13 protein-coding genes and 1 riboswitch are annotated in these 13,708 nt (G+C 49.2%); of the genes, 10 read left to right on the plus strand and 3 right to left on the minus strand.

Annotation, left to right across the window (positions count from 1 at the left end; all coding sequences use genetic code 11):
* Positions 1-275: 275 nt before the first annotated feature.
* The 5 genes from BM058_RS01230 (at position 276) to BM058_RS01250 (ending at position 4,895) form a co-directional block, all read left to right on the plus strand.
* Positions 276-1,424, plus strand: coding sequence for an NAD-dependent epimerase/dehydratase family protein (locus BM058_RS01230; protein ID WP_090925210.1), 1,149 nt, complete (start codon positions 276-278; stop codon positions 1,422-1,424).
* Between the two features lie 20 nt (positions 1,425-1,444).
* Positions 1,445-2,587 (plus strand): glycosyltransferase family 4 protein, encoded by a 1,143-nt coding sequence (locus tag BM058_RS01235; protein WP_090925211.1) that lies wholly within the window; start codon positions 1,445-1,447, stop codon positions 2,585-2,587.
* Between the two features lie 41 nt (positions 2,588-2,628).
* Positions 2,629-3,084: a GtrA family protein gene (locus tag BM058_RS01240; RefSeq protein ID WP_090925212.1), complete on the plus strand. Its 456-nt coding sequence runs from the start codon at positions 2,629-2,631 to the stop codon at positions 3,082-3,084.
* A 164-nt stretch (positions 3,085-3,248) separates the two neighbouring features.
* A complete protein-coding gene (locus BM058_RS01245; protein ID WP_090925213.1) occupies positions 3,249-3,719 on the plus strand; it encodes a hypothetical protein in 471 nt (156 codons plus the stop codon).
* Positions 3,720-3,749: 30 nt separating this feature from the next.
* On the plus strand, positions 3,750-4,895 hold the full coding sequence (locus BM058_RS01250) for a glycerate kinase (protein WP_090925214.1): 1,146 nt from the start codon (positions 3,750-3,752) through the stop codon (positions 4,893-4,895).
* A 190-nt stretch (positions 4,896-5,085) separates the two neighbouring features.
* Here BM058_RS01250 and cls read toward each other — a convergent pair whose 3' ends face one another.
* Positions 5,086-6,534, minus strand: a complete 1,449-nt coding sequence (cls, locus tag BM058_RS01255) for a cardiolipin synthase (RefSeq protein WP_090925215.1) — start codon at positions 6,532-6,534, stop codon at positions 5,086-5,088.
* A gap of 183 nt (positions 6,535-6,717) precedes the next feature.
* Here cls and coaW point away from each other — a divergent pair, with 183 nt between their 5' ends.
* From coaW to thiE, 5 genes are all read left to right on the plus strand, one after another.
* Positions 6,718-7,560, plus strand: a complete 843-nt coding sequence (gene coaW, locus BM058_RS01260) for a type II pantothenate kinase (protein ID WP_090925216.1) — start codon at positions 6,718-6,720, stop codon at positions 7,558-7,560.
* Between the two features lie 24 nt (positions 7,561-7,584).
* On the plus strand, positions 7,585-8,043 hold the full coding sequence (locus tag BM058_RS01265; RefSeq protein WP_090925217.1) for a MarR family winged helix-turn-helix transcriptional regulator: 459 nt from the start codon (positions 7,585-7,587) through the stop codon (positions 8,041-8,043).
* 78 nt (positions 8,044-8,121) lie between these two features.
* Positions 8,122-8,229, plus strand: a riboswitch (TPP riboswitch).
* 170 nt (positions 8,230-8,399) lie between these two features.
* The gene (gene thiD / locus BM058_RS01270) at positions 8,400-9,215 is read left to right on the plus strand and encodes a bifunctional hydroxymethylpyrimidine kinase/phosphomethylpyrimidine kinase (RefSeq protein WP_090925218.1); all 816 of its coding nucleotides are present in this window, start codon (positions 8,400-8,402) and stop codon (positions 9,213-9,215) included.
* A 13-nt stretch (positions 9,216-9,228) separates the two neighbouring features.
* On the plus strand, positions 9,229-10,050 hold the full coding sequence (gene thiM / locus BM058_RS01275; protein WP_090925219.1) for a hydroxyethylthiazole kinase: 822 nt from the start codon (positions 9,229-9,231) through the stop codon (positions 10,048-10,050).
* Complete coding sequence (thiE, locus tag BM058_RS01280; RefSeq protein ID WP_090925220.1) at positions 10,043-10,675, plus strand: thiamine phosphate synthase; 633 nt, start codon at positions 10,043-10,045, stop codon at positions 10,673-10,675. The genes thiM and thiE overlap by 8 nt, the downstream gene beginning before the upstream one ends.
* A gap of 232 nt (positions 10,676-10,907) precedes the next feature.
* Here the strand turns inward: thiE and nirD are convergent, their stop codons facing one another.
* Positions 10,908-11,228, minus strand: coding sequence for a nitrite reductase small subunit NirD (nirD, locus tag BM058_RS01290; RefSeq protein WP_090925222.1), 321 nt, complete (start codon positions 11,226-11,228; stop codon positions 10,908-10,910).
* Between the two features lie 19 nt (positions 11,229-11,247).
* Positions 11,248-13,680 carry a nitrite reductase large subunit NirB gene (nirB, locus tag BM058_RS01295; protein WP_090925223.1) on the minus strand — a complete coding sequence of 811 codons (2,433 nt, stop codon included), beginning with the start codon at positions 13,678-13,680 and terminating at the stop codon, positions 11,248-11,250.
* Positions 13,681-13,708: the final 28 nt, after the last annotated feature.

A 13,708-nucleotide genomic window follows, 5' to 3' on the forward strand; every position in this document is an offset into this window, starting at 1 on the left:
CGAAAATACTTAACAAAAACAGAGAAATATATAGTTTTTGTTAAAGTTGGTTTTCATTAAATATTCAATTGAATTTGACACATACATTGATATAGAAAATGTTATAATGTCAAAGAAAGTTTAAGATGACCCAGTAGTGTTTGCCGATAACATTTGCGAAAAGGACTGGAACATGATACCTTTTCTTTGGTATCATCAGCAGGTATAAGAATCTGCCATTATAGATGGCGTTTCATATATCCATTGAATATTAAGAAGAGAGTGGAGGTTATGACGTGAATATTATCATAGCTGGAGGAGACGGTTTTTGCGGGTGGCCGACGGCCCTTTATTTATCCAAACAGGGACATGATGTTTCCATTATCGATAACATGGCCCGCAGAAAGTGGGACGATGAGCTTCATTCCAATTCGATCACGCCGATCGCCGACCTGACTGAACGCGTCGAGAAATGGAAGGAACTGACCGGCAGAGAAATTCGTACATACGAAGGGGACCTGAATCACTACGATTTTCTGAAACAGGTGCTGATGACAGAAAAGCCGGAGGCATTCGTGCATTTTGCCGAACAGCGTTCCGCTCCTTACTCAATGATTGACCGTGAGCATGCCGTGTATACTCAGGTGAACAACGTTGTCGGCAATTTGAACGTGCTTTTTGGCATTAAAGAGGTTGTACCGGACTGCCACCTTATCAAACTGGGTACAATGGGTGAATACGGAACACCAAATATTCCGATTGAAGAAGGATATCTTGAGGTGGAACATAAAGGACGCAAAGATGTGCTTCCATATCCGAAGCAGCCAGGTTCGTTCTATCACTTGTCGAAAGTACACGACAGCCACAATATTATGTTCACCTGCAAAATTTGGGGAATCCGTGCGACCGATCTGAACCAGGGGGTTGTGTACGGACATGAAACAGACGAAACAAAGATGGATCCGGTCCTGTCCAACCGTCTCGATTATGACGGAGTATTCGGAACAGCGCTGAACCGTTTCATCATTCAGTCCACCATCGGACATGACCTGACTGTATATGGAAAAGGTGGACAAACCCGCGGATTTTTGAACCTCGAAGATACCGTGCGCTGCATTGAAATCGCAGCCGAAAATCCGGCGGACCGTGGAGAGTTCCGGGTCTTTAACCAGTTCACAGAAGAGTTCTCCGTTCTGGACCTTGCCGCCAAAGTACAGAAAGTGGCGCAGGAAGAAGGTTTCGACACAAATATCGCACACCTTGAAAACCCGAGGGTGGAACTCGAAGAACACTACTTCCATGCGGTGAACACGAAGCTCAAAGATCTCGGACTTGAACCGCATCTGTTAACGGACGAAGTCATCCGCGACATTCTCAAAGCCGTGATGAATCATAAAGACCGCGTCATCGAAGAGAATGTACTGCCGGGTGTATCCTGGAAATAAAGAAACTGGGAGTGACCTCCTTGAAGATCGCGATTGTAACGGAAACATTTTTACCCTCCACAGACGGGATTGTTACCAGACTGACCGCTTGTATTAAATGGCTTCACCGCGCGGGTCACAACGTTTTGATCATTGCTCCGGATCTCGGGGTGGATGAATTTGACGGCGCCCCCGTCAAAGGCGTTGCGGCGCGGACCCTGCCTTTTTACAGATCGAAGCAGTTTGCGCTTCCGAACCGGGTCGTAAAAGAGTATCTGGAAGACTATAATCCTGATGTGGTTCATGTCGTGAATCCTGCGATTCTCGGATATTCAGGCGTGAAATATGCGCGCCGGCTCGAGTACCCGCTCGTTGCCTCCTACCATACAAATGTTGCGCAGTATCTGGATTATTACCATCTTTCCCCTTTTAAAGGAGTAACATGGTGGTATTTCCGCAAGCTTCATAACCAAGCTGACCTGAATATCTGTACGTCGCAGACCGTTCAGGAAGAGTTGGTTTCCCGGAATTTTTGGAATGTGCATGTATGGAAACGAGGCGTGGATACCGAAAATTTTCATCCTGGTAATTACAGTACTGACATGAGAGAAAAGCTGAGCGACGGCAGAACCGGAGATAAACTGCTTTTGTATGTCGGCAGGCTGGCTCCGGAAAAAGAGATCGAGAAAATCCGTTCGGTGCTCGAAGCATCGGATGAATTTTCCCTTGCTATTGTCGGCGACGGCCCGCACCGACAGCCTCTTGAAAGGCATTTTGAAGGTACAAAAACGGTATTTACCGGTTTCATGCATGGAGAGGAATTGGCGCAGGCCTATGCTTCTTCGGATGTGTTTGTGTTTCCATCCACAACGGAAACACTTGGTCTTGTCATACTGGAGGCGATGGCTTCCGGTCTGCCTCTTGTGGCAGCGCGGAGCGGTCCGACATGTGAACAGATAGAGGATGAACGGACCGGACTGCTTTATGATGCAGAGAAAGATGGTCATTTTGTCGATACGGTGCGCCGTTTTGAAGATGAAACGCTGCGTCGACGACTGGCAGCCAATGCCCGTAAAGATATAGGTGAATTCGGCTGGTCGGAAGCGGCAAGCCAGCTGCTGGAATTATATAATGAAGCGGTTGGATTGGATGAGGCTGCCCGGAAAAAAGAAGAACTAACGTAGCGCACGCCCTCTGATCCAGTCATTGGAATAGAAGGGGTATCATGGCGAAGAAAGAACAGAAAAAAGGTCCATTTCAGTTCATGCAGTTCAGTGTTATCGGCCTCACCAATGCAGGAGTCGATATCGGAACGCTGAACCTGCTTCTGCTCTTGTTTCCGACCGATGAACGGGGGCTGCTGGCTCTTTTTAATACCATCGCCTATTCCCTTGCAGTGGCGAACAGTTATTTCTGGAATGTGATGATCACATTCCGCAACTCCGCCGAGGGAAGCCGGCGGCAGAGGTTGATGTTCATTCTGCAGGGCATCGTCAGTCTTGGAGTGAACAACATCGTGTTTCTGGGAGCCAATCAGCTGCTGGAATGGGCAGGTATACCGAGATGGCTGCGTTATAATGCGGCCAAGGGATGCGCAATGTTTTTATCCTTCACGGCCAGTTTTTTTATGATCAAGTTTTTTGTATTCCAGGACACCGACCGGAAATTTTTCCGTAAATAGCAGAAAAAAAGGGGGTGCCAAAAAGGCAGTCCCTTTCTTTGTACGGAACAGGGTGTAACGATTCCAGCTGTTTGTAATAAAATAAAAAGGGATCACGAAAAATTTATCGAAGAATGTAGTACTGCCTTACTTACTTAAGGTGCAATGTATAAAAGGGGGATGACATGACAGATCGAGAGCCGGTTCATTTATATCTTTCAAGGTATCAGGAACATATTGCGTATTTACAGGAAACCGGACAGGAATCGCCGGGGTGGCGTGAACTCCGGGAAGAAGAACTGCCCGGTTTTCTGCAGGTGAAAGATTCCAGCATTCAGGTGGAGACAGAGTCGATTGTCCGGGATTTTGCCGAAGAGGGCACCTGGAAACAGGGCAGTATGCTTCATATCCGGCTTGAACTGACTGATGGCACGAAACTGGCGATGCACGGGTACTATGTTCCTTCCAGAGAGGACTGGTATCCGGATGAGAATCCTATGATTCATAAAAGCAGCCGGTGCGGCTACTGCCAGTCCATTATCGGGCTCGTCCGGCAGAAAGATTTGAATGATGAACTATGCATGCTCCCTCTGCCGGAGAAAAAGTATCTTTTTGAAACGGTTCTCAAGCGGCATCAAGAGGAGCTTTACGAATAACATGATTATTCGAGAACAGGAGCGAAGCGTATGAAAGTAGTGATTGCACCAGATTCGTTTAAAGAAAGCATGTCAGCGATGCAGGCAGCCCAAGCGGTGGAAAGAGGTTTCAGACAGGTATACGGGGATGCTCTGAAAACAGAACGAATCCCGATGGCTGATGGGGGAGAAGGTACAACCCGGGCTATGGCCGATGCACTGCAGGGAACGATGATAAAAAAAGAAGTCACCGGCCCGGACGGCACTCCGGTGCAGGCAGAGTTCGCAGTACTTGGAGACGGCCGGACCGCGGTAATGGAAATGGCGGAGGCCTCCGGCATTGCGCTTGTTTCCGAAGGAAGCAGAAATCCTCTAACGGCCACATCCTACGGCACCGGAGAACTGATAAAAGCAGCGCTTGATGAAGGAGTCGTAAAAATTATTCTCGGAATCGGAGGCAGTGCCACCAATGACGGGGGCGCCGGCATGTTTCAGGCGCTGGGCGGCAGACTGCTGGATGCGTCCGGAAACGACCTTCCCTCCGGGGGCGGTTCTTTAGCGGAACTGGCTGCTGTTGATGCTTCCGGACTGGATTCACGGCTCCAGCGAACCGACATCCGCACGGCCTGTGATGTGACGAATCCACTGACAGGGGAAAATGGAGCAAGTGCGGTATATGGTCCGCAGAAAGGGGCGGACAAAGAAATGGTCAATCTGTTGGATCAGGCACTTTCCCGCTATGGTGCTGTGATTGAAAAACAGCTGGGTATTCATGTGGACACGCTGCCCGGAGCCGGAGCAGCCGGAGGGATGGGAGCTGGCCTAAAAGCATTTTTGCATGCGGCACTTGAACCCGGCATCGACATCGTACTGGAAGAAACCCGTTTTGCCGGGAGAATGCAAGGGGCTGACCTGGTGATTACCGGTGAAGGAAAAATGGATCACCAGACCGTTTTCGGGAAGACGCCGGTAGGTGTAGCCAAAGCGGCTCAGGCAGTGAAGACAGTGCCGGTACTGGCATTCTGCGGCCAGCTCGGAGAGGGATATGAAGCCGTGTTTACCCACGGTATTACAGCGGCATTCAGTCTTATGCCGGGACCGGGCACAGTGGAGTCCGCCATGATGAACGGAGAAGCTTACATAGAAACCCTGTCCAGAAATACTGCCGCGCTCTGGAAAGCCGGAACCATGAAGTAACGCATTGGAGGCAGGACATGCGACGTCAGGCAGCCGGTATAACTCCACGCCTGCACGCTTTAGGTTACGTTTGGCTCCCGACTTTGTGTATAAAACGTATCTTGAGAGGGTTCATAACGACGTTTGCATTTAATAAAAAACACTTTCGATTACCATAAACGATAATCGAAAGTGTTTTTTACTTCATTGTTTACAGAATGGGGGACAGGAGATGGGATATCGATTCTTTAAACCGAATCCAAAGCGACCGCTCTCTGTAGTCTTTCAGCGTGAGTTCGCGGCAGTGCTTCATGTCTGTCTCGAATGTGAGGGCCATACGTTCTGCCGTTGGCCGGTGATACAGGAAAGCATTGACTTCGAAATTCAGACGGAAGCTTCTTACATCGATATTGGCAGTACCTATTGATGACACTTTTCCGTCGACGACAATCGTTTTGGCATGGATGAAGCCATTTTCGTAGACGTAGACTCTCGCGCCGGTCTTTAAAAGTTCACCAATGTGAGAATACGTTGCCCAGTATACAAACGGATGATCCGGTTTATTGGGAATCATGATCCTCACATCTTTGCCGGAGAGCGCAGCGATGCGGAGTGTGTCCATCAGACTCTGGTCCGGAATAAAATACGGGGTCTGAATGTAAATCGAATCTTTCGCAGCCATTATCATTTTGATGTACCCGTTTTTAATCTGCTCCCACTCTGAATCCGGACCGCTTGAAATAATCTGGGCAGCGGTGTCCCCCGTTGCTTCGTGTACAGGGAACAACCGATCTTCGTAGTGAATATAGTGACGGTGGGTAGCCTGGTTCCAGTCCAGTATAAAGCGGGTCTGGAGAGCTTTGACGACCTGCCCGGTCATGCGCAGATGAGTATCCCTCCAGTACCCGAATTTGGGATCGAGCCCAAGATATTCGTCCCCAACATTAAACCCGCCGAGATACCCCGTGACGCCGTCAATGACGACAACTTTACGGTGGTTCCGGTAGTTCAAGCGCAGGTTAATGAGTGGAATCCGGCGCGGGAAAAAGATTTCGACCTCGCCGCCTGCCTTTTTCAATGTATGAAAGGCGCGTTTCGGAAGCTTCCTGGAGCCCATTTCATCGTACAGAATCCGTACCCGGACCCCCTCCCGCGCTTTTTTCGTCAATGCCTCAAGCAGCCTGGTTCCAAGTTCATCGTTACGGAAAATATAATACTGCAGATGAATATGGTCTGTGGCCTGGTTAATGTCTTCAATAAGCTGATCAAATTTTTCCCTGCCGTCGGTATAAATACTGACCTGATTGTTTTCAGTCAACAGGGCGTCATTGTTCACAAGATGCATGTAAATAAGATCCCTGTAGTCTCTTGCGTCCGGGTCGGAAAAATGGAAGCGGTGCTCCCGGAGGGAATGAATCTGTTCCTTGATTAAGTCCTCAATCCCGATTTTTTTAATATCCTCCCAGTCAAACAACCGTTTCCGGCTCAGATTCTGGCCGAATATCAAATACAGGATAAACCCAAGAAACGGAACGAACAGCAGAACCATCAGCCAGGCCCACGTCGAGGTAGCGTCTTTTCGTTCAAGGAAGATAATAATAACAGCAAAAATTAAATTCAGAAAAATAACAAGACTGATTAAAATGGAGTAAATACCCATATGATTCCCTGCCTAACTGTGTTCGGTGATTATCAAAGTATAACAAAAAAAGCGTGGTTCGTCTGTGGGAGAACTCATTCCCTTATAAAATATTCTATCATTGTATGTACGTTTTAGTATAAAATATACGAAGGCACGATGATGTTAAAGTGGCCGCACAAAGAAAAGGGGTGAACGCAGCCGATGGACAAGCAGTATATCGGTATTGATGCCGGCGGGACACTGGTAAAAATAGTGTATAACCATGAAGGACACCTGCATTTTGAAAAAATGGCAGCGCACCGGATAGATGAAATCATAGAATGGATCAACAACCACTTCACAAATCCTGAAATACATATAACCGGCGGAAAAGCCGGTGTTTTCGCAGAAGCATGCCCGGACAGGGTGCTCAGGGTAAATGAATTCGAGGCCACATGCGAAGGGGTGAGCCGGCTTCTTGAAAAGGCTTCCCCTTCCCCTGAAATCAGCAGCCGGTTTCTGGTTACCAATGTTGGAACCGGGACTTCGATCCATTATGTTTCCGAGGATGCCTATGAACGTATAGGAGGAAGCGGAATGGGAGGCGGCACTCTTTTGGGTCTCTCGTATCTTCTGACCGGCAGGAGTGATTTTGAAACCATCCTGGAAATGGGACGAAACGGAAACGGACAAGCGCTGAATATTACGGTTGGGGACATATACTCCCACGAAACGCCGCCGATTTCCGGTGCATTAACCGCGAGTAATTTCGGGAACACGGCCAATATGAAAGAAACCGGATTTTCAAGCGAGGACTACATATCAGCGGTAGTAAGAATGATAGGGGAAACTATCACCACGATGAGTGTGCAGGCTGCGGACCGTCTTGGTACAGATGCAATTGTCTACATTGGCTCCACCTTTGCCGGCCATGATACACTGAAGGAAATTATTAAAGGATATACGGAGTTAAGAGGAAAGAAACCTTACTTCCTGCCCCGGGGGGAATATAGTGGTGCCGTGGGAGCATTGCTGCACTACGGCTGGTCGGATGCTTTATTGTAAAGGGGAAAGAGAAAAGGGGTTATCATGAATACGGAGGAATATAAGAAAGTATATCTGCAATCACTCGATGCTTTGGAGAATATAGCGACGTACCTGCAGCCGAAACTGCCGATTTTAAGTAAACTTCAGCTGACCTCCCGGCAGGAGTCCATCATGATTTTATTTATCCGTCATGAGGACATGTCTCTTAAAGACATGGCACAGAGACTCGGCATTTCCAAAAGTGCGGTGACTCAATCGGTCAATAAACTGGAAAACGAAGATTTGCTCATCCGCTCCATCAATGAACAGAATCGGCGGGAAGTGACGATGAGTCTTGGGGACACAGGGAAGCAGCTGAAAAAAGAATTTGAAACGTTCGAGGCCTCCATTGTCCAGGATTATTTAACACAGATTAATCTGGAGGATTTGCAGCAGGTGCTGGCTACGTTTAAACAGTTTGAGCGTATAATCAAAGAAGGCGAAAAGAACAGCGGCAGGTAGAGGATGAGCTTTCCATTTGTGCAGATTGACAGGGCTGAGCCCCGTCCGGTACGATAGAATAAAAGATGAATTGTCACAGTTATCCACTAGGGGCGCTGAAAACAGCTGAGATGATGCCTGCCCGGCATCGGTCCCTCAGAACCTGATATGGCTAGTACCATCGGAGGAAAGTGGAGTGGGCGCACAGAAGTATAGTAATAGACGTGCAGCCGCTCTTCCTGATGAAGAGCGGTTTTTTTAGCGGCAGGAACGTATAAAAACGGACGTTTTTATCGTCCAGTTTCGGGCACCGCCGGCTGGTCTTCAGAATGCCTCAATACGAGGGATCCCAGCCTTAATGAAGGAGGAAATAGATAATGAATAATATTCCAAGTGTTTTATCCATTGCCGGTACTGATCCCAGTGGGGGAGCGGGGATTCATGCGGACCTGAAAACATTTCAGGAATGCAGAGCTTACGGCATGGCTGTCGTCACATCAGTTGTAGCCCAGAATACAGAAGGGGTCCGTAATGTCTGGCACCTTCCCATTGAAGCGCTCGAAGAACAGATAACAGCTGTTTTGGAAGATATCGAACCTCAAGCTGTAAAAACAGGAATGGTTGCAACGCCGGCTATGATTGAGAAAACGGCGGAACTGCTGGAAGGCAGAAATATCCCCCTGGTCATTGATCCTGTTATGGTAGCAACAAGCGGTGATTCGCTGATGGAGGACGAAGCAACCTCGATGATGAAGACGAAGTTGTTTCCTCTCGCTGAAGTAGTGACGCCGAATATGGCAGAAGCAGAGTTACTAACCGGCATGAATATCCATACCCGGGAAGATGCTGAAAAAGCGGCACAAATGATTGTGGAAGATATGGGAGTAACAGCTGCTGTCGTGAAGGGAGGTCACGCAAAAGGCGATGCAGAAGATATTATCTATTACAATGGAGCTGTGGATGTTGTAAGTGCCCCGAGGACCTCAACAAAGCATACCCATGGTACCGGGTGCACATTTTCTGCGGCTATAGCCGCTCACCTTTCCCGGGGAGAAGAAGTGAAAGAAGCTGTTAAAAAGAGCAAAGACTTTATTACGTATGCGATTTCGCAGCCACTGGGTCTCGGGAAGGGAAACGGTCCAGTCAACCACTGGGGATCACGGCTTACCGTAGAAGAACTGCTCAAAAAATAAGGAGGGCATGGCAATGAAAGCAAAAGAAGCTGCATCTTATTTAGAACAGGTTCGAACGCGGAATCCTTTAATCTATAATATCACTAACACCGTCGTAGCCAATTTTAACGCAAATGGCCTGCTGGCAGCCGGGGCTTCTCCAGTGATGGCAGACGCTCCAGAAGAAGCAGCGGACATGGCAGCGGCGGCGGATGCTCTCGTACTGAATATCGGCACTCTTCATCCGGAACAGGTGGAGAGTATGTTTGCAGCAGGCAGAGCAGCGTCCCAAAAAGGAATCCCGATTGTGCTGGATCCGGTAGGAGCCGGTGCAACACCGTACCGCACCAATACGGCACGTGAACTTCTGAAAGAACTGGATGTTACTCTTCTTCGTGGAAACGCAGGAGAAGTCTCTGCCATTACCGGACTTGAAAGTGATATGAAAGGCGTGGACGTCTCCGGTGACCAGAAAGACACAGCTGTCATTGCCGAGCACGCAGCGGATTCTTTAGGTACCCCGGTTGCTGTCACCGGTCCGGTGGATGCGGTGTCTGACGGACAGGAAACGTATCAAGTGCATAATGGACACTCGATGATGGCAAAAATCACCGGAACCGGCTGTCTTGCCAGTGCAGTGGCAGCTTCCTTTTTGACGGTCTCGGATCATGTGGTTCAGGGAGCGGCAGCAGCACTTGGGTTTTACGGCACTGCAGCAGAACGGGCGGAAGGTTTCGCGGCAAACCAGGGTCCGGGGACGTTCCAGGTCGAACTCCTGAATGCTTTATATCATGTCGGAGATCTTGATCTCCGTCAGAGCCTCAACATGAAACGAGTGGAAAAAAATGATGAATAAACAGCAGTATCTTCTTTATTTTATAATGGGAAGCAACAACACAGATAAAAATCCGGAAGATGCTCTGCGCGAGGCGGTGCAGGGAGGGATTACCTCCTTCCAGTTCCGGGAAAAAGGACAGTATGCCGAAGAAGGCCCGGCCAAAAAAGAGCTGGCCGGGCGGCTTCAGAAGATCTGCCGGGAAGCAGGTATTCCATTTATTGTAAATGATGACGTAGATCTTGCACTCGAACTTGGAGCGGATGGTATCCATGCGGGGCAGGAAGATACTCCGCTCGTGGATATAAAAAAGCGGTGCCCATCGTCGATGACGATCGGGGTTTCTGCTAAAACCTTGGAGGAAGCGGAGCAGGCCGTGCAGGATGGTGCAGATTATCTTGGTGTGGGGCCGATGTTTGCGACTTCCACGAAAGAAGATGCCGAAAATCCGGTGGGACCGGGAGCCATCCGTCTGCTCCGTGAATCAGGCCTTTCTGTTCCAATTGTCGGTATCGGCGGCATTGATGCTGAAAACGCTGCATTCGTGATGGAAGCAGGGGCTGATGGTGTATCCGTGATTTCAGCAGTAAGCCGGGCAGATGATATCCGGCAGGAAGCAGAGAGACTGCGGGAAGTGCTCCGCTGATGATTGCATTGTTTTATAGACAAGCTTCGGGGGGAACTGGCCATTATTTTTGTATATGAGCAATGGTTCCCGATCGAATGGCAAATGGTGGAGAACCATCGATACGGGACAATACAGCGCAGTAAAAAAATGCCGGACGATTCCATGATGAATCGTCCGGCATTTTTCGTTCGTAATGGTTTTACCCAGTCTCTTTTGGATGTTGCTGTTTATTGTGTCCTGCGTTACGATTTTATTGATATATAAGGTAGACTGCTCCGTCTTCTACGGAAGTTTCAAATGTTTTGACGCAGCCTTCATCTGCACCTTGTACGACACCGTCCGTCACATCAATTTTCCAGTCGTGTAGCGGGCAGAAGACGTACCTGCCGCTGACCAGACCCTGGGAAAGGGGACCACCGCGGTGGGGACAGCTGTTTTCCACCGCGTGAACCTCTCCGTCCGTGAGAAAGACGGCAACGGATTGTTCTCCCACGATTACTTCTTTGGCTAGATGCGGTCTCAGTTCCGCGTAGTCCAGAATATATATTTTCTTTCCCTGCAGCGTATCCATATTCTCCTCTCCTCTCCTTTTACACAAGTTCTACAGCTTTGCGTTCAAACAGTTCTTTGCGTTTGTTTTCATTATGGGTCAAGCTGGCCCAAGGATCTTCCGGTTTGTGCTCAAGGGCGTGGTCCATGCGCTCTTTATAAAACTGCCGGGTCTCTTTGTCATCAATAATGGTGCTGCGGATGTGATCCAGTCCGACGCGGTCCACCCAGTGGGATGTACGCTCCAGGTAACGGGCATCTTCGCGGTAGTACTGCATAAAGGCACTCATAATTTCAAGCAGTTCGTCGCCGGACTCCACTTTAACAAGCTTATCACCGGCTCTCAGCTCGACACCCCCGTTTCCGCCGACATACATTTCCCATGCTCCTTCCACACCGACGATGCCGATGTCTTTAATGCCCGATTCAGCGCAGTTCCGCGGGCAGGCGGACACAGCCATTTTTATTTTGTGCGGCGTATTGAGCCGTTCGAATTTTTTCTCAATGGCGATTCCCATGCCGATGGAATCCTGGGTGCCAAAGCGGCAGAAATCTTCACCGACGCATGTTTTGACGGTACGGATAGCTTTTCCATAAGCGTGTCCGGACGGCATATCGAGGTCCGACCAAATCTCGGGGAGGTCTTCTTTGTTGACGCCGAGCATATCAATACGCTGACCACCGGTTAATTTCAGCATCGGTACTTCGTATTTATCAGCGACATTTGCGATCTTGCGGAGCTGATCGGAATTGGTTACTCCGCCGTACATTCTTGGCACGACCGAATAGGTGCCGTCATTCTGGATATTGGCGTGCATCCTTTCGTTGACGAAGCGGGAGCGGTCGTCGTCTTCGTACGTTTCGGGATGAACAACGCCAAGATAGTAGTTGATGGCCGGACGGCATTTGGTGCAGCCTTCTTCATGCTCCCAGCCGAGCACATTCATCACTTCGCGTGTATGGGTGAGCTGCCGGCTGCGGATGGCTTCCTGCACCTGTTCGTGGGACATGGTCGTGCATCCACACATCGGTTCTATCTGAGATTGCGTCCCTTCATCGCCAAGTACGGCCTGCAGCAGATCGGAAACGAGTGGTTTACAGCCGCCGCAGGAGCGCGAGGCATTGGTGTGCTGTTTGATCTCTTCGACCGATGTCAGACCGTCCTGCTCAATAGACTGGACAATCGCTTCCTTTGATACTCCATTACATCCGCAGATGGTTTCTTCCGGAGCCATCGACAGGACAGGGCTTTCTGTCTGGCCTGTGCCTTCTGAAGGCAGCAGCACCGCTTTGCTCATACCGCCGATGTCTTCCTGCTTTTTCATCATATCCAGAAGCCGCGGAGAGTCGGATGTGTCGCCGAACAGGACGGACCCGACTACTTTTTCGTCCTGAACCATGACTTTTTTATAGACGCCTTCGAATTCATCGTGGACGCGTACGGCTTTTTTCCCTTCCCCGTCCATGAAATCACCGGCAGAAAAGACGTCTACTCCGGATACTTTCAGCTGTGTATACATGAGTGATCCGTTATAAGCAGCTGTGGACGTGTCGTCACAAAGACGATCGGCGAGAACCTTGGCCTGTTCATACAACGGAGCGACAAGGCCGTAGGCAATTCCGTTGTGTTCGGCACATTCACCTACCGCGTATACATTAGGAACGTCCGCTTCCATATAATTATTGACGACGACAGCGCGGTTGGTTTCAATTCCTGCTTTTTGGGCGAGTGCTATATTTGGTTTGATGCCGACTGCCATGACAATGAGATCGGCATACAATTTCGTTCCGTCCTTGAAGTAAAGCCCCTCGACCCGGTCTCCACCGACAATCTGTTCTGTCTGTTTTTCCATATGGAACCGCATGCCCTGCTGTTCAAGTTCTTCTTTCAGCATAGTTCCGGCGGTGCTGTCGAGCTGACGTTCCATGAGGGAATCGGCGAGATGAATGACTTCTGTTTCCATATTAAGATTCAACAGCCCGCGGGCGGCTTCGAGTCCGAGAAGGCCTCCGCCGATAACGGCAGCACGTTGATAATGAGATGAAGCGTTGATCATCGTTTCACAGTCTTCAATGTCGCGGAAGGCAATCACGCCTTCCTTGTCGGCTCCCGGAAGCGGAAGCATAAATGGGTTGGAGCCGGTAGCCAGAATCAGCCGGTCATAGGCAAGAGTGACGTTGTTTTCACTGGTGATGGTCTGTTTCTTTGTATCAATATCAACGACCGGGTCTCCCGTGTACAGTGTAATGTTATTTTGTTCGTACCACTCGTACGTATTTAAAATAATATCATCGAGTTCGGTGTCGCCCTGGAGCACAGAGGATAATGAAATACGGTTATAGTTAGGATGGGGTTCTTTACCAAAGATGATAATCTTATAGCGTTCCGGGTCTTTTTTCAATATTTCTTCCACGGTTCTTACCCCGGCCATTCCGTTCCCAATGACAACTAACTGTTCTTTGTGTTCTGCCATATCTATTCCTCCTTACAAGAAATAAAGG

Source organism: Salibacterium qingdaonense (assembly GCF_900114715.1).
Taxonomy (GTDB): domain Bacteria; phylum Bacillota; class Bacilli; order Bacillales; family Marinococcaceae; genus Salibacterium; species Salibacterium qingdaonense.